General features: G+C 62.5%; 18 protein-coding genes. 5 read left to right on the forward strand and 13 right to left on the reverse strand.

Annotation, left to right across the window (positions count from 1 at the left end; all coding sequences use genetic code 11):
• Positions 1-213: 213 nt before the first annotated feature.
• Positions 214-909 (reverse strand): aspartate/glutamate racemase family protein, encoded by a 696-nt coding sequence (locus DM872_RS28205; RefSeq protein ID WP_179062490.1) that lies wholly within the window; start codon positions 907-909, stop codon positions 214-216.
• Between the two features lie 241 nt (positions 910-1,150).
• On the opposite strand from DM872_RS28205, the gene DM872_RS28210 reads away from it, so the two are divergent.
• From DM872_RS28210 to DM872_RS28225, 4 genes are all read left to right on the forward strand, one after another.
• Positions 1,151-2,125 (forward strand): sulfite exporter TauE/SafE family protein, encoded by a 975-nt coding sequence (locus tag DM872_RS28210; protein ID WP_077524763.1) that lies wholly within the window; start codon positions 1,151-1,153, stop codon positions 2,123-2,125.
• A gap of 63 nt (positions 2,126-2,188) precedes the next feature.
• A complete protein-coding gene (trxC, locus tag DM872_RS28215) occupies positions 2,189-2,623 on the forward strand; it encodes a thioredoxin TrxC (RefSeq protein ID WP_179062491.1) in 435 nt (144 codons plus the stop codon).
• A gap of 89 nt (positions 2,624-2,712) precedes the next feature.
• A complete protein-coding gene (locus DM872_RS28220) occupies positions 2,713-3,156 on the forward strand; it encodes a PaaI family thioesterase (protein ID WP_179062492.1) in 444 nt (147 codons plus the stop codon).
• A 72-nt stretch (positions 3,157-3,228) separates the two neighbouring features.
• On the forward strand, positions 3,229-4,053 hold the full coding sequence (locus DM872_RS28225; protein WP_179062493.1) for a universal stress protein: 825 nt from the start codon (positions 3,229-3,231) through the stop codon (positions 4,051-4,053).
• A 54-nt stretch (positions 4,054-4,107) separates the two neighbouring features.
• Here the strand turns inward: DM872_RS28225 and DM872_RS28230 are convergent, their stop codons facing one another.
• The 12 genes from DM872_RS28230 to DM872_RS28285 all read right to left on the reverse strand — a co-directional run bounded on the left by DM872_RS28230 (position 4,108) and on the right by DM872_RS28285 (position 20,668).
• Entirely contained in the window at positions 4,108-4,872 is a 765-nt protein-coding gene (locus DM872_RS28230; RefSeq protein ID WP_179062494.1) for a ParA family protein, read from the reverse strand.
• Between the two features lie 103 nt (positions 4,873-4,975).
• On the reverse strand, positions 4,976-6,043 hold the full coding sequence (hemE, locus tag DM872_RS28235) for a uroporphyrinogen decarboxylase (RefSeq protein WP_179062495.1): 1,068 nt from the start codon (positions 6,041-6,043) through the stop codon (positions 4,976-4,978).
• Positions 6,044-6,163: 120 nt separating this feature from the next.
• Positions 6,164-7,582: an FAD-dependent oxidoreductase gene (locus tag DM872_RS28240; protein ID WP_179062496.1), complete on the reverse strand. Its 1,419-nt coding sequence runs from the start codon at positions 7,580-7,582 to the stop codon at positions 6,164-6,166.
• Between the two features lie 36 nt (positions 7,583-7,618).
• A complete protein-coding gene (gene gltB, locus DM872_RS28245) occupies positions 7,619-12,064 on the reverse strand; it encodes a glutamate synthase large subunit (RefSeq protein ID WP_179062497.1) in 4,446 nt (1,481 codons plus the stop codon).
• Between the two features lie 253 nt (positions 12,065-12,317).
• Entirely contained in the window at positions 12,318-13,997 is a 1,680-nt protein-coding gene (locus DM872_RS28250; RefSeq protein WP_179062498.1) for an AAA family ATPase, read from the reverse strand.
• A gap of 9 nt (positions 13,998-14,006) precedes the next feature.
• Positions 14,007-15,110, reverse strand: a complete 1,104-nt coding sequence (gene aroB, locus DM872_RS28255; protein WP_179062499.1) for a 3-dehydroquinate synthase — start codon at positions 15,108-15,110, stop codon at positions 14,007-14,009.
• 51 nt (positions 15,111-15,161) lie between these two features.
• On the reverse strand, positions 15,162-15,680 hold the full coding sequence (aroK, locus tag DM872_RS30630; RefSeq protein WP_077524753.1) for a shikimate kinase AroK: 519 nt from the start codon (positions 15,678-15,680) through the stop codon (positions 15,162-15,164).
• Between the two features lie 5 nt (positions 15,681-15,685).
• A complete protein-coding gene (pilQ, locus tag DM872_RS28265; RefSeq protein WP_179062500.1) occupies positions 15,686-17,788 on the reverse strand; it encodes a type IV pilus secretin PilQ family protein in 2,103 nt (700 codons plus the stop codon).
• 57 nt (positions 17,789-17,845) lie between these two features.
• Complete coding sequence (gene pilP, locus DM872_RS28270) at positions 17,846-18,379, reverse strand: type 4a pilus biogenesis lipoprotein PilP (protein WP_077524751.1); 534 nt, start codon at positions 18,377-18,379, stop codon at positions 17,846-17,848.
• On the reverse strand, positions 18,376-18,999 hold the full coding sequence (pilO, locus tag DM872_RS28275) for a type 4a pilus biogenesis protein PilO (RefSeq protein WP_179062501.1): 624 nt from the start codon (positions 18,997-18,999) through the stop codon (positions 18,376-18,378). The genes pilP and pilO overlap by 4 nt, the downstream gene beginning before the upstream one ends.
• Positions 18,996-19,604, reverse strand: a complete 609-nt coding sequence (gene pilN, locus DM872_RS28280; RefSeq protein ID WP_179062502.1) for a type 4a pilus biogenesis protein PilN — start codon at positions 19,602-19,604, stop codon at positions 18,996-18,998. The genes pilO and pilN overlap by 4 nt, the downstream gene beginning before the upstream one ends.
• Positions 19,604-20,668, reverse strand: coding sequence for a pilus assembly protein PilM (locus tag DM872_RS28285; protein WP_179062503.1), 1,065 nt, complete (start codon positions 20,666-20,668; stop codon positions 19,604-19,606). The genes pilN and DM872_RS28285 overlap by 1 nt, the downstream gene beginning before the upstream one ends.
• A 184-nt stretch (positions 20,669-20,852) precedes the next feature.
• Between DM872_RS28285 and DM872_RS28290 the strand changes: the two genes are divergently transcribed.
• Positions 20,853-23,288, forward strand: a complete 2,436-nt coding sequence (locus DM872_RS28290) for a penicillin-binding protein 1A (RefSeq protein WP_179062504.1) — start codon at positions 20,853-20,855, stop codon at positions 23,286-23,288.
• Positions 23,289-23,302: the final 14 nt, after the last annotated feature.

Raw genomic sequence — 23,302 nt, forward strand, 5'->3', positions numbered from 1 at the left:
GGCCCTGAGCCCCGATCCCTGTAGGAGCTAGCTTGCTAGCGAACAGCGGTTTTTTTCGCCAGCAAGCTGGCTCCTACAATTCAGGCCCCATCGTCATATGGCGCTCGCCGCTGTCCACCAGATGCTGCGGTCCTGAGCCCCGATCCCTGTAGGAGCTAGCTTGCTAGCGAACAGCGGTTTCTTCGCCAGCAAGCTGGCTCCTACGAAGTAAGGCTAACTGCCGAGCATCCACTCCAGCCCCATCGCCACATGTCGCTCGCCGCTGTCCACCAGCGGCAGCGGCGATTCGCAGCCTTCCAGTAGCAGCCCGATCTCGGTGCAGCCGAGTACCGCCGCCTGCGCACCTTGCGCCTTCAGCTGCGCCAGCTGGTCGAGGTAGAAGGCGCGGGCATCGGGCAGGAACCGACCCACGCACAGCTCCTGGAAGATCACCCGGTCGATTTCGGTGATGGCCTGGTCATCCGGCACCCGCACTTCGATGCCGTAGCGTTGACCCAAGCGCTCGCGATAGAAGGCTTCCTGCATGGTGAAGCGGGTACCGAGCAGAGCGGCGCGTTCCACCCCTTGCCCCTGCAGTGCCTGGCCGACGGCATCGCCAATGTGCAGGAGCGGGATATCCACAGCCTGCTCGATGGCCGCAGCGACCTTGTGCATGGTGTTGGTGGCCAGCAACAGCGCCGTCGCACCCGCCCCCTCCAGCCCTCGTGCGGCCTGTGCGAGCAGCTCGCCGGCCGCTTCCCATTCGCCGGCTTTCTGCTGCGCGGCGATTTGCGCGAAATCCACCGAATGCAGCAACAGCGGCGCGGAATGCAGCCCGCCCAGGCGGTCACGAACACCGCGATTGAGCAGTTGGTAATAGGTCACGGTGGACTCCCAGCTCATTCCGCCCAACACACCCAACATGCGCATGACATCCGCTCCCCTGTAGGAAAGCTCCAGCCTAGTCCAGGCTCGTCGCAAGTCGGGCATACAGTTGCCGGGAAACGGGGAGATACAGCGCGGCCGACGACGGGATCAGCGCCGTTGCCTCGCACAAAATGGAATATAAACCTGCATAAATCTTCTTAGACTCTCTAAGAAAAGCCAATTATCTTCAGCCCCCTGCTTATTCCAGCCTGTTCTACCACCCACTGTCAGGCGCTGTGCCCGCATGAAGATTCGCGACCTCGACCTCAGCCAGAGTTCGATCAACACCGAACACGAAGCGCTGGGGATCCCGCCAGTCGAAGATTTCGTTTCCCATCCCGACGACCACCCGGTCCTGCGGGCTGCGATGTGGGCGGCGATCCTCATTTTGGTAGGTCTGCTCTGCTTCCTCGCCTGGCGCCTGTTCTTCGATAACGGCGGCAACAGCGGCCTGGAGATCATCGAGAACGCGCTAACCAGCAAGGGCTTCTGGAGCGCGGTTGCGGTGGGCTTCTTCGCCCAGGTCATCGACGGCGCCCTGGGCATGGCCTATGGCATCACCGCCACCACCTTCCTGCTCACCACTGGCGCCTCGCCTGCCGCGGCCAGCGCCAGCGTGCACATCGCAGAAGTCTTCACCACCGGCCTGTCCGGCATCTCCCATGTGAAGCTCGGCAACGTCAACAAATCCCTGTTCCTGCGCCTCTTGCTGCCGGGCATCATCGGCGCCGTACTGGGTGCTGTGCTGATCACCCAGTTCGACGGCGCGGCACTCAAGCCCTTCATTTCCGCGTACCTGCTGCTGATGGGCCTGTACATCCTGAGCAAGGCCTACCGTCATGTGGCCAAACGCAGGGCGCCCAAGCACGTTGCCAAGCTGGCCCTGTTCGGCGGCTTCGTCGATGCCGCAGGCGGTGGCGGCTGGGGGCCGGTGGTGACCAGCAGCCTGATCGGCTCCGGTACCGATCCGCGCACCACCATCGGTTCGGTGAACTTCGCGGAGTTCTTCCTGACCATCTCCAGTGCCACTTCCTTCATCCTCCTGGCCGGCGCGCCGGACACCTGGAAGATGGTTGCCGGCCTGGTGTTCGGCGGCCTCTTCGCGGCGCCCCTCGCCGCCCTGCTGTGCAAGAAACTGTCGCCGCGCACCCTGCTCATCATCGTCGGCTGCCTGATCACCCTGATCAGCGCCTACAACATCTACATGGCGCTGCGCTGAAGCTGTCTTGATTTCCGCCCGGCGCGACTCCAGATAGGCGGAGTCCGCCACCGGAATTCCATCATGACCGACCCAATGTTGATCCCCTGCGCCCAGTGCGCCGGGCTGAACCGTATTCCCGCTGCCCGCCTGGGCGATTCCCCGCGCTGTGGCCACTGCAAGAGCGCCGTGCTTCCTGCGGCCCCCTTCGACTTGAATGAAGCCGACTTCGCCAAGCAACTGCGGGGCGACCTGCCCCTGCTGGTGGACGTCTGGGCGGACTGGTGCGGCCCCTGCAAGTCCTTCGCGCCCATCTACCAGCAGGCCGCCGGCCAACTCCAGGGGCGCTGCCGCCTGGGCAAGCTGGACAGCGAAGCCAATCGCAATCTGGCCGGCCAGTTGGGTATCCGCTCCATTCCCACGCTGATCCTGTTCAAGGACGGCAAGGAAGTCGCCCGCCAGAGCGGCGCGCTGCCCCTTGCGCAGTTGCTCGGCTGGCTCGGCGCGCAGGGCGTCTGATCGCTCCGGTCAATTCGACTGGCCGTCCCGGTCATTGCCGGGGCGGTCGAGGTCGCTAGGCTCTGTGAATCGCCACGCCGGAGCCCGCCATGTCCATGCCAATCGAGCTGGTTCGCCAGCTGACCGAAGAACACATCGCCTTCGTCAAACGTAGCGGCCTCCAGGCCGAGATCCTGGAACCCGGACACGTACGCCTGCGCATGCCGTTCGAGGGCAACCAGAACCACATCGGCACCCTCTACGCAGGGGCACTCTTCACACTCGCCGAAATGCCCGGCGGCACCCTGTTTCTCACCAGCTTCGACAGCCGCCGCTTCTACCCCGTCGTGAAAGAGATGAACCTGCGCTTCCGCCGCCCGGCCAAGGGCGACATCACGGTGGACGCCCGAATCGACCCGGCGGAAATCGCCCGCATCCAGCGGGACGCCGAGGCGAACGGCAAGGCGGAATATTGGCTGGAGCTGCAATTGCTGGACGCCAATGGCGAAGTAGTCGCCGAGAGCCGCGGGCTCTACCAGATGCGGGCCTACTGACGGCCTTGCCCTGGATCAATCCGTAGCGCGGAAAAAGGCCACAGAGTGTGGACCTCAGAGGAGGCCCACACCATGCTCAAGCACATCCTGGTTGCCCACGACCTCAGCCATGAAGCCGACATCGCTCTGCAACGCGCCATCCAGCTAGCCCGCCAACACGGCGCAGCGCTCACCCTGCTGCATGTTCTCGAAGACCATCTACCCAATGCCGTGCAGGGCAACCTGCGCGATGCCGCGCAGCAGCACTTCAACGAGCACCTGGCGCGACTGGGCGCCGAAGACTGTCGACTGTTGCTACGCAAGGGCCGCCCCGCCCAGCAGATTCTCGAAGAGATGGGTGACAGCGGCGCCGACCTGTTGGTGATTGGCCGGCACCATCACAATGCACCGGAACTGTTCATCGGCACGACGCTGGAGCGCGTCGCCCGTCATCTGGCCGCCCCTCTGCTGCTGGTGGTGGGCGAGCAACCGGAAAGGCCCTATCAGAACGGCACCGTGGCGCTGGACTTCTCCCTGTGCGCCTGCGACGCCCTGCGCGAGGGTTATGCGCTGCTGCCGCGCGACGCCAACCTGGTCGCGCTCAATGTGATGGAGCTGGGCAGCCGCCTGCTCTCGAAAAGCAGCCAGTCAGCTGACTTCCTCGCCACTCAACGGGAACTGCTGGAGCGGCTGCTGGAGGACGAGCTCGTCGGACTTGGTGACTCTGCACCGGCGGTGCAGCTTGAAGTGGTGCGCGGCGCCCTGCCCCGCGCGCTGGACGACGCCATCGCCGCACAACGCCCCCAACTGCTGGCCCTCGGCAGTCACGGCCGCAGCCTGATCTCCCAGGCGCTGCTCGGCAGCCTTGCCCTGCGCTACCTGCAGAACCCGCCCTGCGACCTTTTGCTGGTCAAATAACGCATTCGCCCCGGCAAGCCGGGGCGAACAGGGTGACCTTCACTTCCGCTGGGATCAGCTTTCCAGCAGCTCGTGCAGCTCGACGAACTGCTGGGTCAGTTTGTGCCGAGGCTCCAGGTAGATCAGCGGTTTGCAGGCCTGGTGCGACTCGCGCATCTTCACCGACATCATCAGGTTCACCGGCAGTACCGGCAGCCCTTCCTCCACCAACTCATCCAGCAGCTGCTGCGGCAACGATGCGCGCGGTTGGAATTGGTTGACCACGATGCCTTCCACTTCCAGCCCCTCGTTGTGGTCCTCCTTCAACTCCTCGATTTCCGCCAGCAGCCCATAGAGCGCATTGCGGGAGAAGCTGTCGCAATCGAAGGGGATCAGGCAACGATCGGCGGCGATCAGTGCGGAAACCGTGTAGAAGTTCAAAGCCGGCGGCGTATCCAGATAGATGCGGTCGTAATCCTCGCTCAGATCCTCCAGCAACTTCCGCAGCTTGTTGATCTTGTGCTTGGCTTCCAGCTTTGGCTGCAGGTCGGCCAGCTCTGCCGTGGCAGTGACCACATGGAGGTTGTCGTAAGGCGTCTCGTAGATATCCACCTTGCCCTTGCGGAAGGCGGTGGCCGACAACGTCTGCTTGAAGAAATCGGCAATGCCCATGGGGATATCCTCACCGGTCAAACCGGTCAGGTAGTGCGTGGAGTTGGCCTGGGCATCCAGATCGATCAGCAGGGTGCGATACCCCTGTGAAGCACTCACTGCTGCCAGGTTGCAAGCAATGCTGGACTTGCCCACTCCGCCCTTCTGATTGAAAACCACGCGCCGCATCCCACACCTCCAAAGCCTGACTAGTAGCGGATTCTATGCAACGCCCGTGACAAGGGCGAGGTCAGACACAAACAAAAAGGGTCGCTTTCGCGACCCTCGATGATTAGCAATGGTACTGCGCCGACAGCTCGTGCACCGCCTCGAAGAAGGCGCCAGCGTGGGCCGGGTCGACTTCCGGGGTGATGCCATGGCCGAGGTTGAATACGTGGCCAGAACCCTTGCCGTAGGCGGCGAGGATGCGGCCCACTTCGGCGCGGATGGCGGCCGGGTTGGCGTAGAGCACGGAGGGGTCCATGTTGCCTTGCAAGGAGACCTTGTCGCCGACGCGGGCGCGGGCGCTGCCGATATCGCAGGTCCAGTCCAGGCCCAGGGCTTCTGCGCCGGTATCAGCCATGGATTCCAGCCAGAGGCCGCCACCCTTGGTGAAGAGGATCACCGGTACGCGTCGACCGTCGTGCTCGCGGATCAGCCCGTCGACGATCTTCTTCATGTAGGCCAGGGAGAATTCCTGGTAGGCCGCCGCCGAGAGGCTGCCACCCCAGGAGTCGAAGATCTGCACCGCCTGGGCGCCGGCCTTGATCTGGCCGTTCAGGTAGACGGTCACTGACTGGGCCAGCTTGTCCAGCAGGGCGTGCATGGCTTGCGGGTTGTCGTAAAGCATCGCCTTGGACTTACGGAAGTCGCGGCTGGAGCCGCCTTCGACCATGTAGGTAGCCAGTGTCCAGGGGCTGCCGGAGAAACCGATCAGCGGCACGCGGCCGTTCAGTTCGCGGCGGATGTTGCGGACGGCATCCATCACGTAGCCCAGGTCCTGCTCCGGGTCCGGGATCGGCAGGGCTTCGATGTCGGCCAGGCTGTTCACGACTTTCTTGAAGCGCGGACCTTCACCGGTCTCGAAATACAGCCCCTGGCCCATGGCGTCGGGGATGGTGAGGATGTCGGAGAAGAGGATCGCCGCGTCCAGCTGGGGGTAACGGTCCAGCGGCTGGACGGTGACCTCGCAGGCCAGTTCGGGGTTCTTCATCAGGCTGACGAAGTCACCGGCCTTGGCGCGGGTGGCACGGTATTCCGGCAGGTAACGACCGGCCTGGCGCATCATCCAGACGGGAGTGACATCAACGGGCTGCTTGAGCAGGGCGCGGAGGAAACGGTCGTTCTTCAAGACGGTCATGGCAGTGTCCAACGAAAAAGTGCGGGCATTTTCGCAGAGCCCAATGCAAAAGGCACGGCGGGTGCCGTGCCTTTTGTCCATCGCGACATTCGGTCGCTGCGGTCCCAGTCCCTTAAGCGCTTAGACGCCCAGGTAGTCGAGGATGCCTTCGGCGGCTGTACGACCTTCGAAGATCGCAGTTACCACCAGGTCGGAACCACGGACCATGTCGCCACCGGCGAAGATCTTCGGGTTGCTGGTCTGGTGCTTGAACTGCGACTGCGCAGGCGCGACCACGCGACCCTGGCTGTCCACGCTGATCTCGAACTGCTCGAACCAGGGCGCCGGGCTCGGACGGAAACCGAAGGCGATCAGCACGGCTTCTGCCGGAATGATCTCCTCGGAACCCGGGATCGGCTCGGGGCTGCGACGGCCACGGGCATCCGGCTCGCCGAGACGGGTCTCGACCACCTTCACGCCTTCCACCTTGTCTTCGCCGACGATGGCGATGGGCTGGCGATTGAAGAGGAATTTCACGCCCTCTTCCTTGGCGTTCTTCACCTCTTTGCGCGAACCCGGCATGTTTTCTTCGTCACGACGGTAGGCACAGGTCACGGCCTTCGCACCTTGGCGAATGGAGGTGCGGTTGCAGTCCATCGCGGTGTCGCCACCACCCAGGACCACTACGCGCTTGCCCTTCATGTCGACGAAGTCCTCGGGGGACTTCTCGAAGCCGAGGTTGCGATTGACGTTGGCGATCAGGAAGTCCAGCGCATCGTGCACGCCCGGCAGGTCCTCGCCCGGGAAGCCGCCCTTCATGTAGGTGTAGGTACCCATGCCCATGAAGACTGCATCGAACTCCTCGAGCAGTTGGTCCATGGTCACGTCCTTGCCCACTTCGGTGTTCAGGCGGAACTCGATGCCCATGCCGGTGAAGACTTCACGGCGACGGCTCAGCACATGCTTCTCGAGCTTGAACTCGGGGATACCGAAGGTCAGCAGACCGCCGATTTCCGGGTTCTTGTCGAAGACCACCGGGGTCACGCCGTTGCGCACCAGCACGTCGGCGCAGCCCAGACCGGCCGGACCGGCACCGATCACGGCAACGCGCTTGCCGGTGGGCTTGACCTTGGACATGTCCGGACGCCAGCCCATGGCGAAGGCGGTGTCGGTGATGTACTTCTCCACCGAGCCGATGGTCACTGCACCAAAGCCGTCGTTCAGGGTGCAGGCGCCTTCACAGAGGCGGTCCTGCGGGCACACGCGACCGCAGACTTCCGGCAGGGTGTTGGTCTGGTGCGACAGTTCGGCGGCAGCCAGGATGTTGCCTTCCGACACCAGCTTCAGCCAGTTCGGAATGAAGTTGTGCACCGGGCACTTCCACTCGCAATACGGGTTGCCGCAGCCGAGGCAGCGGTGAGCCTGGTCAGCCGCTTGCTGCGGCTTGAACAGGTCATGGATCTCGACGAATTCCTTCTTGCGCTGGCGCAACAGTTTCTTCTTCGGATCCTTGCGCCCGACCTCGATGAACTGGAAGTCGTTGTTCAGACGTTCAGTCATTAAAAAAACCTCATCAAACCACTTCAGGCGCTGTTGTTATTGCGGGTTGGCACGGGTGCTGGAGAGCAGCGAAGCGAGGCTCGCGGCCTTCGGCTTGACCAACCAGAACTTGCGCAGGTAATCGTCCAGGTTTTCCAGCAGGTGGGCACCCCAGTCGCTGGAAGTTTCCTTCACGTACTCGACCAGCACGCTGTGCAGGTGGCTACGGTAGGCCTCCATGGACTCGTTGCTGATGCGCTGGATTTCCACCAGTTCGTGGTTGACCCGGTCGACGAAGCTGTTGTCCTGGTCGAGCACATAGGCGAAGCCGCCAGTCATGCCGGAACCGAAGTTGTAGCCGGTCTTGCCGAGAACGCAGACGAAACCGCCGGTCATGTACTCGCAGCAGTGATCGCCAGTGCCTTCCACCACAGTGTGGGCACCGGAGTTACGCACTGCGAAACGCTCGCCTGCGGTACCCGCAGCGAACAGTTTGCCGCCAGTGGCGCCGTAAAGGCAGGTGTTGCCGACGATGGCCGACTCCTGGCTCTTGAACGGGCTGCCCTTCGGCGGAGTGATCACCACCTTGCCGCCGGTCATGCCCTTGCCGACGTAGTCGTTGGCATCGCCTTCGAGGTACAGGTTCAGGCCGCCGGCGTTCCACACGCCGAAGCTTTGGCCCGCGGTACCGCGGAAGCGGAAGGTCACCGGGGCGTCTTTCATGCCCTGGTTGCCATGACGACGAGCGATCTCACCGGAAATCCGCGCGCCAATGGAGCGGTCGCAGTTGCAGATATCCAGGTCGTAGACACCGCCGGTCTTGCCTTCGACGGCCGCCTTGGAGATGTCCCACATCTTCTCGGCCAGCAGGCCCGGGTCGAAGGGCGGGTTTTTCTCCACTTCGCAGAACTGCGGCTTGTCGGCCGGGATATGGTCGCTGCCCAGCAGCGGGCTGAGATCCAGGTAGCCCTGTTTCTCGGTATCACCCGGCAGCATTTCCAGCAGGTCGGTACGACCGATCAGCTCGCTCAGGCTGCGCACGCCCAGCTTGGCCAGCCACTCGCGGGTTTCTTCGGCGATGTAGGTGAAGAAGTTCATCACCATTTCGACGGTGCCGATGAAGTGGTCCTTGCGCAGCTTGTCGTTCTGGGTGGCGACGCCGGTGGCGCAGTTGTTCAGGTGGCAGATACGCAGGTATTTGCAGCCCAGGGCGATCATCGGTGCGGTACCGAAGCCGAAGCTTTCAGCGCCGAGAATGGCCGCCTTGATCACGTCGAGGCCGGTTTTCAGGCCGCCGTCGGTCTGTACGCGCACCTTGCCGCGCAGGTCGTTGCCGCGCAGGGTCTGGTGGGTTTCAGCCAGACCCAGTTCCCACGGGCTGCCGGCGTACTTGATGGAGGTCAGCGGGGATGCGCCGGTGCCGCCGTCGTAGCCGGAGATGGTGATCAGGTCGGCATAGGCCTTGGCCACGCCAGCGGCGATGGTGCCAACGCCGGCTTCAGCCACCAGCTTCACCGAGACCAGCGCCTGCGGGTTGACCTGCTTGAGGTCATAGATCAGCTGGGCCAGATCTTCGATGGAGTAGATGTCGTGGTGCGGCGGCGGCGAAATCAGGGTCACGCCGGGCACTGCATAACGCAGGCGGGCGATCAGGCCGTTGACCTTGCCACCAGGCAGCTGGCCACCCTCACCGGGCTTGGCACCCTGGGCGACCTTGATCTGCAGCACTTCGGCGTTGACCAGGTATTCCGGGGTGACACCGAAGCGGCCGGTAGCCACCTGCTTGATCTTGGAGCTCTTCACGGTGCCGTAGCGCGCCGGGTCTTCGCCACCCTCACCGGAGTTGGAGCGACCGCCCAGGCGGTTCATGGCCTCGGCCAGGGCCTCATGGGCCTCGGGGGAAAGCGCGCCCAGGGAAATGCCCGCGGCATCGAAGCGCTTGAAGATGGACTCCAGCGGTTCGATCTCGTCCAGCGACAGCGGCTGATCGATGGTCTTGACCTTGAGCAGGTCGCGCAACATCGACACCGGGCGGTTATCCACCAGCGCGGTGTATTCCTTGAACTTCTCGTAGTCGCCCTGCTGCACGGCCGCTTGCAGGGTGTTCACCACGTCCGGGTTGTAGGCGTGGTATTCGCCACCGTAGACGAACTTCAGCAGGCCGCCTTGCTGGATGGCCTTGCGGTTGTTCCAGGCTTCGAAGGCCAGCAGCTTCTGCTCGGACTCGATGTCGACGAAGCGCGCACCCTTGATGCGGCTGGCGACGCCACGGAAGCTGAGGTCCACCACTTCTTCCGAGAGGCCAACAGCTTCGAACAGCTGGGCGCCGCGGTAGGAGGCGATGGTGGAGATGCCCATCTTCGAGAGGATCTTCAGCAGGCCCTTGGAGATGCCCTTGCGGTAGTGCTTGAAGACTTCGTACAGGTCGCCCAGCACTTCGCCGGTGCGGATCAGGTCAGCCAGCACTTCATAGGCGAGGAACGGGTACACAGCGGACGCGCCAAAGCCCACCAGCACGGCGAAGTGGTGCGGGTCGCGGGCGGTGGCGGTCTCGACCAGGATGTTGCAGTCGCAACGCAGGCCCTTTTCCACCAGACGGTGGTGAACGGCACCGACAGCCAGAGAGGCGTGGGCCGGCAGCTTGCCGGGGGCGATGTGACGGTCGGTCAGGACCAGCAGCACCTTGCCAGCACGCACGGCTTCTTCGGCCTGGTCGGCCATGTTGCGCACGGCCGCTTCGAGGCCGAGGCTCTCGTCGTAGTTCAGGTCGATGATCTGCCGCTCGAAGCCCGGAGTGTCCAGGCTCATCAGCGCGCTCCACTTGGCCGGGGAGATCACCGGGCTGCTGAGGATCACGCGGGTGGCATGGTCAGGCGATTCGCTGAAGATGTTGCGCTCGGCACCGAGGCAGATCTCCAGGGACATCACGATGGCTTCACGCAGCGGGTCGATCGGCGGGTTGGTGACCTGCGCGAACTGCTGGCGGAAATAGTCGAACGGCGAGCGTACGCGCTGGGACAGCACGGCCATGGGGGTATCGTCGCCCATGGAACCGACCGCTTCCTGGCCTTGCTCGGCCAGCGGGCGCAGTACCTGGTCACGCTCCTCGAAGGTGACCTGGAACATCTTCATGTACTGCTTGAGCTGATCGCTGTCGTAGCTGGCCACGCCATGGTCGTCGTCCAGCTTGGCCTGGATGCGCACGGCACTCTGGCGCAGCCACTGCTTGTACGGATGGCGCGACTTCAGGCGGCTGTCGATGTCGTTGGTGTTGAGGATCTGACCGGTCTCGGTATCCACCGCGAGGATCTGCCCGGGACCGACGCGGCCCTTGGCGAGTACGTCTTCCGGCTTGTAGTCCCACACGCCGATTTCCGACGCGAGGGTGATGTAGCCGTTCTTGGTGGTGACCCAGCGGGCCGGGCGCAGGCCGTTGCGGTCGAGCAGGCAGACGGCGTAACGGCCGTCGGTGAGCACGACACCGGCGGGGCCGTCCCAGGGCTCCATGTGCATGGAGTTGTATTCGTAGAAAGCACGCAGGTCGGCATCCATGGTTTCCATGTTCTGCCAGGCCGGCGGGATGATCATCCGCACGCCACGGAACAGGTCGATGCCGCCAGTGACCATCAGTTCCAGCATGTTGTCCATGCTGGAGGAGTCGGAACCGACGCGGTTGACCAGCGGACCCAGCTCGTCGATGTCGGGCAGCTGCTCGTTGGCGAACTTGGTACGACGAGCCACCGCCCAGTTGCGGTTGCCGGTGATGGTGTTGATCTCGCCGTTGTGGGCGAGGAAGCGGAAGGGCTGCGCCAGCGGCCACTTCGGCAGGGTGTTGGTGGAGAAGCGCTGGTGGAAGACGCAAATGGCGGTCTGCAGGCGTTCGTCACCCAGGTCCGGGTAGAACTGCTGCAGGTCGGCCGGCATCATCAGGCCTTTGTAGATGATGGTCTTGTGGGAGAAGCTGCAGATGTAGTGGTCGGCGTCCGCGGCATTGGCCACGGAGGAACGGCGACGGGCACTGAACAGCTTGACTGCCATTTCCTGGTCGCCCAGGCCTTCACCACCGACGAACACCTGCTCGATCTGCGGCAGGCGCTCCAGGGCCAGGCGGCCGAGGACGCTGGTGTCCACCGGCACCTTGCGCCAGCCGATCAGTTGCAGGCCGGCAGCGAGGATTTCGCGATTCATGTTTTCGCGAGCCGCTTCGGCGCGAACCGGGTCCTGGTTAAAGAAGACCATGCCGACTGCGTACTGGGCAGGCAGCTCGACCGAGAAGGTTTCCTTGGCGATGGCGCGCAGGAAAAGGTCGGGTTTCTGGATCAACAGACCACAACCGTCGCCGGTCTTGCCGTCGGCGTTGATGCCGCCGCGGTGGGTCATGCAGGTCAGGGCTTCGATGGCGGTTTTAAGAAGATTGTGGCTCGCCTCGCCCTGCATATGGGCGATCAAGCCGAAACCGCAGTTATCCTTGAATTCATCAGGATGGTACAGACCTGCTTTCATAGGGGAACTCTCACCAGGGTTGCCTTCAGAAAAAGGCAGAATTGCTTTGTAATTCAACTCCTTACCATACGCGCCGGACTTGACGCCAGCTTTTGCGTAGGGCAAAGGGAGGTCATTGTACATAGCGCTTTGGTCGACCACAAATCTTCGTGGCCAACCTATGAAAGCCAATGTCGCAAAAATGAATGAATGAACCGGGAGGTCGTGCTAGCGACCGCCCAGTCAAAAGGCGGGGGATCAGGCTCGCAGAATACTAGCGAGCCATTTCCTGCTGGATGCTGGCGAAAGTCTTCGGCCAGGGTTTACCAGCCTGGACCTTGGCTGGCAAAGATTTGATCGCGGCCTGCGCTGCGGTGCGGCTGGGGAAGCTGCCGTAGGTCACGACATAGAGCGCCTTACCCTGGTGCTGCTTCTTGAAGTAGCGGTACTGACCACCGTTCTGCTGAACGAAGGCCTTGGCGCTGCCCTCGGAACTGGTGCCGAGCACCTGCAGGGCGAAGTGGCTTCCCGCCTGACCGCTGTACCAACCATTACCCGATGCGCCACCGGTCGACGCGACTGCTGTCGCCGGCACGGGTTTCTCTGCCGGCTTGGCGACCTGGGCGGGTGCGGCGGCGGGCTTGGCTGTGGCGACTGGCTTGGTAGCGGCGCTCGGCACAGCGGCCGGAGCAGCAGCCGGTGCGGCCGGCTTGGGGGCTGCAACCGGCGCGGCGGGCACAGCCGCGATGGGCTGGGTCGGCTGGGGCAATGGCTGCGCCGACGCGATCGGCTCTACCGGCGCTGCTGGCACCGGACTCGCAATCGCGCCCTGAGGCGGCGCGCTGGTGGTAACGGTAGGCGGCACAGTGGCGGCCCCTTCGGGCGCGGGGCCATCTTCCGGCTCACCCTGACCAGCAGCCTGGGCCAGCGGCTCACGAATCACCGGCTGGGCCTCACCCACCAACGGCAAGGGCAGCGGTTGGGAGGAACCCGCGAACTCGACGGCCGGCGAACCGGAGTCCGCTTCGCCGGCAGGCTGGCCTGCAGGCGCTTGCCCTTGCGACTGGGCGGCGGTTGCCGACGCGTTCTCGGCGCCACTTTCGTTGCGGCCCTGCATCATCCAGGCAGCAATCACACCGATCCCGACTACGGCGAGGGCGAGCAGGTGCTTCTTCGGCAGATTGAAGCCACCTGCGGATTTCCGCGAGGCGCCGCGCTCCGCAAGCATGGCCTCGACCATGAGATCGTGCGCCACTTGGTTGATCGAACCCGGCCAGCCGCCGGATTGCAGGTGAATGTCTTCCACCTGCTCATCGCTGAGCACGTCGATGCCACGCCCCGCACCTTCAAGGCGCTGGGCGACGTACTCGCGGGTTTCTTCCGGGGTGTACGGCTGCAGCTCGATGACATGGAAGCGCTCCTCACCCTCGACCAGCGCATCCAGGCGGGCCAGCAGCGAGTCCTCGCCAAACAGGAATACGTGGGTACGTGCTTCGACACTGCCCTCGGCCAGAGCCAGCAGATTGTCGAGGGAAGCGTCGTCCAGCTCCTCGGCGTCATCCACCAGGAGGTAAACCTCCTGGCCGGTCAGGGCAAGCTGGCCGACCTGGGCGAGAATGGAGCGCACATCAGCCTGCGCAACATTCAGCCCCTGGGCGATCTGACGCAGCATTCCACCCGCCTCGACCGAACTGCGTGCCGAAACCACCAGGCTCTGGACCGCCTGCTTGTTGGTGCTCGCCACCAGGGCCTGACGCAGCAGCGTCTTGCCGCTGCCGTGCGGGCCGCTCACCACCAACATCAACTGGCTGTAGCGAGCCAGGTGGTGCAGCTGACCCAGCACCGGCTTGCGCTGGGCCGGGAAGAACTTGAAGCCAGGCACCCGCGCCGCGAACGGATCATGGGTGAACTGGTAGTGACCGAGGTAGGCCTCGTCGGCGTGCAGGCTGCTCATGGGAATCCTTTACTCTCCAAGCTTGTCGGCCAGGGCGCGATAGTCGGCGGCCAGGGTGGCCTCGAGCACGTCACGCGGATAATCGGCAGTCACGACGGCATCGCCAATCCGGCGCAGCAGCACCAGGCGCAATTGGCCATCGAGTACCTTCTTGTCTACGGCCATGTGCTGGAGGAAATGTTCCGGCGTCATGTCCATTGGCGGTACGACCGGCAAGCCGGCACTGCGCAGCAAGCGAATCGCCGCGTCGCGATCGTCGGTGGAAATCCAGCCCAGGCGGCAGGACATTTCCAGGGCCATGACGGTACCCGCCGATACCGCCTCGCCGTGCAACCAGGCGCCGTAACCCATGTGGGTCTCGATGGCGTGGCCGAAGGTGTGGCCGAGGTTGAGGATCGCGCGCAGCCCGGACTCGCGCTCATCCACGCCCACCACCCGCGCCTTGGCGGCACAGGAGCGTTCGATAGCATCGGTCAGGGCGCCCGCATCGAGACCGCGCAGGGCAGTCATCTTTTCTTCCAACCAAGGCAGGAAAGGTTCGTCGCAGATCAAGCCGTACTTGATCACCTCGGCCAGACCAGCGGACAACTCGCGCTCCGGCAGGGTGCGCAGGCTGTCAGTGTCGATGATTACCGCCTTGGGCTGGTAGAAGGCACCCACCATGTTCTTGCCCAGCGGGTGGTTGATGCCGGTCTTGCCGCCAACCGAGGAATCCACCTGGGACAACAGCGTCGTAGGCACCTGGATGAAGTCCACACCACGCTGGTAGCAGGCAGCGGCAAAGCCGGCCATATCGCCGATGACCCCGCCACCCAGGGCGATCACAGTGGTGCGGCGATCATGGCGAGCGCCCAGCAGGGCATCGAAGATCAGCTGCAAGGTTTCCCAGTTCTTGTGCGCCTCGCCGTCGGGCAATACCACCGGCAGCACCGAGTAGCCCTGCAAGGTCTGGGTCAGCGTTTCGAGATAAAGGGGTGCCACGGTCTCGTTGGTGACGATGGCCACCTGACGACCGGCGATGTGCGGCGTGAAAAGCTCCGGGCGCGACAGCAGCCCAGAACCGATATGGATGGGATAGCTACGCTCGCCAAGATCGACTTGAAGTGTCCGCATGGGGCCCCCGATATAAAAAGGGCTAAAGGATAGCGCAGTTCCGCCCGCGCTTTAACGGGGCGGAAGTGCCTGGAGGCGCGCCAGTATTTCTTGAACCACCATGCGCGGCGGCCGCTCATCGGTTTCGATGATGATGTCGGCGATCTCCCGATAGAGCGGATCGCGAATGGCCATCAGGTCGCGCAGGACCTTGCCTGGATCAGCCGAACGCAACAGGGGCCGATTACGGTCACGCGAGGTGCGTTCAATCTGCTGCTCCACCGAGGTGTGCAAATAGACGACCCGCCCCCCGCCACGCAGAGCCTGGCGATTGGCCGGACGCAGAACCGCGCCACCACCGGTCGCCAGGACCACGCCGTCATGACCGCAGAGTTCCTCGATCATCGATTGTTCGCGATCGCGGAAACCCTGCTCGCCCTCGACGTCGAATATCCATGGGATATCCGCTCCAGTGCGCTGTTCGATTTCCTTATCGGAGTCCTTGAAGGGAAGTCGCAGTTCTTTAGCAAGCAAACGCCCGATGGTGCTTTTTCCTGCCCCCATCGGGCCAATCAGAATCAAATTTCGCACCGATATCAGCGACTCACCGCAATGGCCTGGTTGTTCATGATGCGGGGAGTGAGGAATACCAGGAGCTCGGATTTCTTGTCCTGAACCACGTCGCGACGGAACATGCGGCCGAGGAAGGGCAGGTCGCCGAGGAAGGGCACCTTGTCCACCGCCTTGGTTTGGGTGTTGGAGAATACCCCACCTATCACGATGGTTTCACCATCATTGACCAGTACCTTGGCGTTTACCTCGTTCTTGTTGATCGGCGGTACACCGTTCAGGGCGTTGCCGAAGTCCGGCGCGTCCTTGGTGACCTTGACCTCCATGATGATGCGGTTGTCCGGCGTGATCTGCGGAGTCACTTCCAGAGACAGGGCCGCTTCCTTGAAGGACGTGCTGGTGGCGCCGCTGGAACTGGCTTCCTGATAGGGCACTTCCTGGCCCTTGAGGATCTTCGCGGTTTCCTTGTCGGAGGTGACCACCTTGGGCTGCGACACGATTTCACCGTTACCGGTCTTCTCCATCGCCGACAGTTCGAGGTCGAGGATGGTGTTGTCGGTAATGAAGCCGATGCCGATGCTGGAGGTTGCGCCGGTGGCACCCAGGTCGACGAACGGGGCGTTGGCCAGGTTCACGTTGCCAGCCTGGTTGGCAGCTGGACGACCGAGACCACCGCCACCGACGACGAAGTTGTTGTCGCCGATGCTCGCACCGCGCCAGTTGACGCCCAGAGCCTTGTCATAGTCGACGTTGGCTTCGACTATGCGCGCCTCGATCATGACCTGACGAACCGGGATATCCAGCTGAGTCACGATGCGACGCAGCTCTTCCAGTTTGTCCTGGGTCTGGTAGGCGATGATGCTGTTGGTACGATCATCCACAGTGATGGAGCCGCGCTCATCAGTACCGGCCGCGCTCGGGTCACCACTGGTGACGGACTGGAACAGCTTGGCGATGTCTGCTGCCTTGGCGTAGTTCACCTGGATCAGCTCACGGCGCAGGGGCGCCAGTTCGGCGATCTGCTTCTGCGATTCCAGCTCCTGGCGTTCGCGGGCAGCGATCTCGTCCGCAGGCGCAACCAGCAGCACGTTACCCACTTTGCGCTTGTCCAGGCCCTTGGTCTTCAGCACCAGGTCCAGCGCCTGGTCCCAGGGCACGTTTTGCAGGCGCAGGGTGATGTTGCCTTGTACGGTATCCGACGCGACGAGGTTGAGGTCGGTGAAGTCGGCGATCAGCTGGAGAACGGAACGGACGTCGATGTCCTGGAAGTTCAGCGACAGCTTCTCGCCCGAGTAGGCGAAACGCTCGGTCTTGCGCTTTTCCACGTCATCCTGGGTCAGCGGCTTGATGCTGACGGTCAGCTTGTTGTCGGTCTGATAGGCCAGGTAGTCGTAGTAACCGGTCGGTTCGATGCTGATGCTGGCATTGGCGCCGGAGCCGGAAGCGCTGACGAACTGCACCGGAGTGGCGAAATCCTTCACATCGAGACGAACACGCAGCGGCTCGGGAATCTGGGTCTTGGAGAAGTCCAGGCGAATCTTGCCGCCTTGCTCCTGGATATCCGGACTGACGCTGGGATCGGACAGGGTGATGACTACGTTCCCCTCCCCCTGCTCACCGCGCTGGAAGTCGATGTTCTCGATGGCGCGCCCAGCGCTGGCATAGCTCTTGGTCGGCTGGGAGGCGCTCAGGGTAGTGGCCACCGGGGCGGGAGCGGACGCTACGGTGCGCGGCGCTGCGGACGAAGCCGCGGAATCGCCCACCAGAACGTAGAGGTTACGGCCATCCACACGGGTGCTGTACGGCACCAGGGTCGACAGGTTGATGATCAGGCGCGTGCGGTCCTTGGCTTCCACGACGGTCAGGCTGCGAGCGTTCCCCACGCCCAGCTCGCGGTTCTTGGAGCCCAGCTTGTTGGACACACCCGGCAAGTCCAGGGCAATACGCGCAGGCTGCTCGATGGTGTAGCCGCGCGGAGCCGTAATCGGCTCGTCGAATGCCAGCTTGAGTTCAACCCTGTCGCCTGGGAGAGCCGCGACATCCAGTGCCTGCAGGTTCGCAGCCAATAGCGCTGGCGACAGCAGGGCGGCCAATAGCGTGATACCAAGGCGCGATAGCGAGCTTTTCATCATCTGGTTCCGTTGTGCAGACCGGTAGTTATTCTTCATCGGTGGTTAACCTCGCCCTCAAGAGCGCTCCCTGAGCGCGAGACTACGTGGACGCTCCAGCCATCCACCTTCCCCGTCCGGGACGATCTCGATCACGTCGACCTTGGCTTCGTCGATCCCGACGACACGACCATGGTTACGCCCCAGATAATCCCCAACCTTGACCCGGTGCACCCCTCCAGCACCACTGACCAAGGCAAAGGTCCCCGAGCCGTTGGACAAGGTGCCCACCATCTCGAAGGACTCGATATTGAATCCTTCGAGGAACTGTTTGACCCGGGTTTCGTCCGGGTGAATGTCCTTCGAACCCTTCTGCTGCTTTGCCAGATCGATCTTGATCGGCGGCTGGAAGGGACTGCGCAGGGCGGCAGCGCTATAGGTGAATGCCTCATAGGGCTGGAATTTCGGCAAGGGTTCGATGGAGCCCTTGGGGCGAGCGCGAACTTCGTCCATGTAGGCTTGAAGATCGCCAAAGTCGTTGCCGACACCGCAGCCGGAAAGGCCGGCCAGCATCAGGGCACAGAGCGCCAGACGGGCGCGAGGACTACTCATTTCTGCAGCCCCTTGTCGTTATAACGGTAGGTCTTGGCCAGGATCGACATACGCAGCTTGGAACCGCTGTCATTGGCGAGCGGTTTGATCTCGAAATCATGCAACGTCACGATTCGCGGCAAGCTGGCAACGCCACTGACGAAGGTGGCCAGGTCGTGATAGCCGCCCACTACCGAAATCTGGATCGGCAGCTCGATATAGAACTGCTGCGCCACTTCCGGCAGCAGCTTGATTTCTTCGAACTCGAGGCCACTGCCCAGACCGGTACGGGTAATGTCTTCCAGCAGGCCCGGCACTTCGGTGTCGCTGGGCAGTTGGCGCAGCAAGGCACCGAAGGAGGTTTCCATCTCCTTCATCTGCTCCTTGTAGGCTTCCAGGTTTGCAGCCTGGAACGCCTTCGCGGCGAACTGCTCCTTCAGCGTCACTTCTTCGGCGCGCTTCGAGTCCCACTGGAGTTCGAGGTCCTTGAGGTGGAAGTTGTAGCCCAGTACCAGCACGAGAATCAGCAGCAGGATGCAGGCAATGACCTTGACCGCAATGGGCCAGGAGCCGAGGTTGTTGACGTCAAGATCGGCGAGGTCGATCTTGCGCAGGCTTTCCAGGGAGTCGGAGAAACTCATTTCGCGGCTCCTTTGTTAGCGGTGTTCACGGCTCCAGGCTTGCCGATTTCTTCCTCAGAGCCCGGCTGGGTCTGCTGCACGGTCAGCTGGAATACGTTGGCCTGGTCCACCGCGCCAGCAGTGACCGCCTTGACTCCAGTGAGGTTGGGCGCAGTCAGCCACTCAGAGGCATCCAGGTTACGCATCAGGTTGGAAACCCGGTTATTCGACTCGGCTGCGCCGACGATGTCGATGTTCTTGCCAGTCATCTTCACGCCGGTGAAGAAGACACCATCGGGCAGCGTCCGCACCAATTGATCAAACACACGACCGATGATCGGCCGGTTGCCCTGCAGATCCTGGATGATCTTCATCCGCTCGAGAAGCTGCTGGCGGCGGGTCTTCAACTCGCTGATTTCCTTGATCCTGGCGTCCAGGACGGCGATTTCCTTGCGAACGAAGTCGTTGCGTGCCTGCTGGTTCTCGATAGCGTTGTTCAGGTACTGGTCACCGAGGAACACCGCGCCGGCGCCCAGCGCCAGTACGGCTCCCAGTGCGACCAGGAACCGCTGCTTGCGCTCCTCGCGCAGCTGCTCACGCCAGGGGAGTAGGTTGATGCGCGCCATCAGTCGAAACTCCTCATCGCCAAGCCGCAAGCAATCATCAGGGCAGGGGCATCGCTGGCCAGGGCGCCCGCATTGACCTTGCTACTGAGCGCCATATCGGCGAAGGGGTTCGCAACCAGAGTCGGAGTACCGATCTTCTGCTGAATCAGGCGATCCAGGTCAGGAATCGAAGCGGTACCGCCGGCCAGGAGGATGTAATCCACGTCGTTGTACTGACCCGCGGCGAAGAAGAACTGCAGGGAACGGGATACCTGCTGAACGACAGCATCCTTGAACGGTTGCAAAACCTCGCTGTCGTAGTCATCCGGAAGACCACCTTGCTTCTTGGCAAGACCAGCTTCCTCGACCGAAAGCCCATAGCGGCGCTGGATCTCCTCGGTCAGCTGACGCCCCCCGAAAAGCTGCTCCCGCGTATAGATGGTGCGACCGCTGTGCAGCACGCTGAGCGTAGTCATGGTCGCGCCGATGTCGACGACAGCCACGGTGAGTTCGTCATGGGAATCGCCGAGCTGGGCCGAAAGCAGGGAATAGGCGCGTTCCAGCGCATAGGCTTCAACATCGACCACCTTGGCGGAGAGACCTGCCAGGGCGAGCGCGGCTTCCCGCACTTCGACGTTCTCCTTCCGGCAAGCAGCCAGAAGAACGTCGACCCGCTCCGGGTTACGCGCCGAGGCGCCTTGCACCTCGAAGTCGATGGCAACTTCTTCCAGCGGATAGGGAATGTACTGGTCGGCTTCGATTTTCAGCTGGTTCTCCAGATCATCATCGGAGAGACCGGCTTCCATCTCGATTGTCTTGGTGATCACGGCCGAACCCGCCACAGCGACCGCAGCGACCTTGACGCCGGTTCGCGCCTTGGTGACCACGCGGGAAAGCGCCTGCCCGACGCCTTCAAGTTCAGCGATGTTCTTTTCGACGACCGCATTCGGAGGGAGTGGCTCGACGGCATAGGACTCCACTTTGAAGCGGCTTCCCGAGCGACTCAATTCAAGGAGCTTGACTGAGGTCGAGCTGATGTCGATCCCCAACAGCGAATTCGCTTTCTTATTGAAGAGCCCTAGCACGACCGATTTCCTATCAGCGTCCGAGACTTACGGACGATTTATGTTTTTCCACATTAAATAGCAGTCTTGACAGAAGCGCAAATGGCTCCCCCGGAAAAAAAACGCTTATAATGTGATCGGCTTTTGCCTTTTATCATCGCCTTTCGTTTAACTCATTCTTTTGTCTGGAAATCCACAAGCCTTGATGCGCCTGCTGAAGTTCTTCTGGTGGTCTTTCGTTGCCGTTTTCTGTGGCCTGTTGCTCAGTTTCAGCGGCGCTTACCTCTATCTTAGTCCCAGCCTTCCGTCCGTCGACTCGCTACGCCGGATCCAGCTCCAGATCCCGCTGCGCGTGTATAGCAGCGATGGCAAGCTGATAGCTGAGTTCGGCGAGATGCGCCGTTCTCCCGTCCGTTTCGCCGACATTCCGCCCGATTTCATCCAGGCTCTGCTGGCTGCCGAGGACGACAATTTCGCGAACCATTATGGCGTCGACCTCACCAGCCTGATGCGCGCTGCCACGCAATTATTGAAGACCGGCCACATCCAGACGGGCGGTAGTACCATCACCATGCAGGTGGCGAAGAACTACTTCCTCACCAGCGAAAGAAGTTTCTCTCGCAAGATCAATGAAATATTGCTGGCCCTGCAAATTGAACGGGAACTCAGCAAAGACGAAATTCTTGAACTTTATGTGAACAAGATCTACCTCGGTAACCGCGCATACGGTATCGAGGCCGCCGCCCAGGTCTATTACGGCAAGTCCATTCGCGAAATCAGCCTCGCGCAAATGGCCATGATCGCCGGCCTACCCAAGGCGCCCTCCCGCTTCAACCCGCTGGTCAATCCGACCCGCAGCAAAGAGCGTCGCGACTGGATCCTCGGTCGCATGTACAAGCTGGGACGAATCGACGAAGCCCGCTATCAGCAAGCCATCAACGAACCGATCGACGCCAGCTACCACGTTCCGACCCCGGAACTCGCCGCGCCCTATATTGCAGAGATGGCCCGGGCCGAAATGGTCGGCCGCTATGGCAGCGACGCCTATACCGAAGGTTTCCGGGTCACCACCACCGTTCCCAGCGACCTTCAGCAAGCAGCCAACTCCGCGTTGCGCGAAGGCCTGATCGATTACGACCAGCGCCACGGTTACCGCGGTCCCGAAACCCGCCTGCCGGGCATGACCAAAGAAACCTGGCTGCAGGAGCTGGCCAAGCAGAAATCCCTCGGCGGTCTGGAACCGGCCATCGTCACCCAGGTAGAGAAGAGCGGCATCCTGGTCCTGACCCGCAGCGGCAAGGAAGAAGCCGTGAGCTGGGACAGCATGAAATGGGCCCGTCCCTTCCTCAACACCAACAGCCTGGGCGCTCGCCCTCAGCAACCTGCCGATGTCACCCAGGTGGGCGACCTGATCCGCGTACAGCGCCAGGCTGATGGAAGCCTGCGCTTCGTCCAGCTGCCGGCAGCGCAGAGCGCACTGGTTTCGCTGGACCCGAACGACGGCGCCATTCGCGCCCTGGTGGGTGGTTTCTCCTTCGAACAGAGCAACTACAACCGCGCCGCCCAGGCCAAGCGCCAGCCGGGCTCCAGCTTCAAACCCTTCCTTTATGCCGCCGCGCTCGATAACGGCTTCACCGCCGCGAGCCTTGTGAACGATGCCCCGATCGTCTTCCAGGAAGCGGGCATGGAAGAAGCCTGGCGTCCGAAGAACGACAACAACACCTTCCTCGGCCCGATCCGCCTGCGCGAAGCCCTCTACAAGTCACGCAACCTGGTTTCGATCCGCGTCCTGCAAGCAGTCGGAATCGACTACGCGCTGAATTACGTCAGCCGCTTCGGCTTCAACAAGGATGACTTGCCGCGCAATCTGTCCCTGGCCCTCGGTACCGCCAACCTCACACCACTGGAGATCGCTGGCGGCTGGAGCACCTTCGCCAACGGCGGTTACAAGGTTCAGCCCTACTTGATCGAGCGCATCGAGAGCCGCGACGGCAAGACGCTGTTCGTTGCCAATCCTCCGCGGGTTCCGGAGGGGGAAGTGCAACCCACCGACGTGGCACAAGCCAATGCAGCGCCAGACACCCTGCTTGCCTCTGCCGATGCAGCAGCACCTCAGAGCCAGGCTCCGGCCGTCGCCGAGCGCATCGTCGACCCGCGCACCACCTTCATCCTGAACAGCATGCTGCAGGATGTGATCAAGCGCGGCACCGGTCGCCGCGCACTGTCCATGGGTCGCAGTGATATCGCCGGCAAGACCGGGACCACCAACGAGTCCAAGGACAGTTGGTTCTCCGGCTACAACGCTGACTACGTCACTACGGTCTGGGTCGGCTTCGACCAGCCGGAGAGCCTGGGTCGCCACGAGTATGGCGGCACCGTGGCACTGCCGATCTGGATGAACTACATGAGCAGCGCACTGAAAGACAAGCCGGCTCACGTCCAGTCCGAGCCTGCTGGCCTGCTGACCCTGCGCATCGACCCGCTCAGCGGTCGCGCCGCCAGCCCCGGCACGCCGGATGCGTTCTTCGAACTGTTCAAGAGCGAGGACACACCACCGCCCATGAGCGAACTCGAACCCGGCCTGGCCATTCCAGGCAGCCCGCTGCCAGCCGACGAAGCCGCCCCCATCGACCTGTTCTGAGAACAAGGCCAATA

The sequence above is a fragment of the Pseudomonas taiwanensis genome (genome assembly GCF_013393345.1).
Lineage (GTDB): Bacteria > Pseudomonadota > Gammaproteobacteria > Pseudomonadales > Pseudomonadaceae > Metapseudomonas > Metapseudomonas resinovorans_C.

Excerpts from the sequence above, each read along its gene's own strand:
- DM872_RS28225 (WP_179062493.1), top strand. The coding sequence starts at position 3,229 with ATGCTCAAGCACATCCTGGTTGCCCACGACCTCAGCCATGAAGCCGAC.
- DM872_RS28250 (WP_179062498.1), bottom strand. The coding sequence starts at position 13,997 with ATGAGCAGCCTGCACGCCGACGAGGCCTACCTCGGTCACTACCAGTTC.
- DM872_RS28210 (WP_077524763.1), top strand. The coding sequence starts at position 1,151 with ATGAAGATTCGCGACCTCGACCTCAGCCAGAGTTCGATCAACACCGAA.
- DM872_RS28240 (WP_179062496.1), bottom strand. The coding sequence starts at position 7,582 with ATGACTGAACGTCTGAACAACGACTTCCAGTTCATCGAGGTCGGGCGC.
- gltB (WP_179062497.1), bottom strand. The coding sequence starts at position 12,064 with ATGAAAGCAGGTCTGTACCATCCTGATGAATTCAAGGATAACTGCGGT.
- aroB (WP_179062499.1), bottom strand. The coding sequence starts at position 15,110 with ATGCGGACACTTCAAGTCGATCTTGGCGAGCGTAGCTATCCCATCCAT.
- trxC (WP_179062491.1), top strand. The coding sequence starts at position 2,189 with ATGACCGACCCAATGTTGATCCCCTGCGCCCAGTGCGCCGGGCTGAAC.
- DM872_RS28290 (WP_179062504.1), top strand. The coding sequence starts at position 20,853 with ATGCGCCTGCTGAAGTTCTTCTGGTGGTCTTTCGTTGCCGTTTTCTGT.
- pilO (WP_179062501.1), bottom strand. The coding sequence starts at position 18,999 with ATGAGTTTCTCCGACTCCCTGGAAAGCCTGCGCAAGATCGACCTCGCC.
- pilN (WP_179062502.1), bottom strand. The coding sequence starts at position 19,604 with ATGGCGCGCATCAACCTACTCCCCTGGCGTGAGCAGCTGCGCGAGGAG.
- pilQ (WP_179062500.1), bottom strand. The coding sequence starts at position 17,788 with ATGAAAAGCTCGCTATCGCGCCTTGGTATCACGCTATTGGCCGCCCTG.
- DM872_RS28220 (WP_179062492.1), top strand. The coding sequence starts at position 2,713 with ATGTCCATGCCAATCGAGCTGGTTCGCCAGCTGACCGAAGAACACATC.
- pilP (WP_077524751.1), bottom strand. The coding sequence starts at position 18,379 with ATGAGTAGTCCTCGCGCCCGTCTGGCGCTCTGTGCCCTGATGCTGGCC.
- DM872_RS28205 (WP_179062490.1), bottom strand. The coding sequence starts at position 909 with ATGCGCATGTTGGGTGTGTTGGGCGGAATGAGCTGGGAGTCCACCGTG.
- DM872_RS28230 (WP_179062494.1), bottom strand. The coding sequence starts at position 4,872 with ATGCGGCGCGTGGTTTTCAATCAGAAGGGCGGAGTGGGCAAGTCCAGC.
- hemE (WP_179062495.1), bottom strand. The coding sequence starts at position 6,043 with ATGACCGTCTTGAAGAACGACCGTTTCCTCCGCGCCCTGCTCAAGCAG.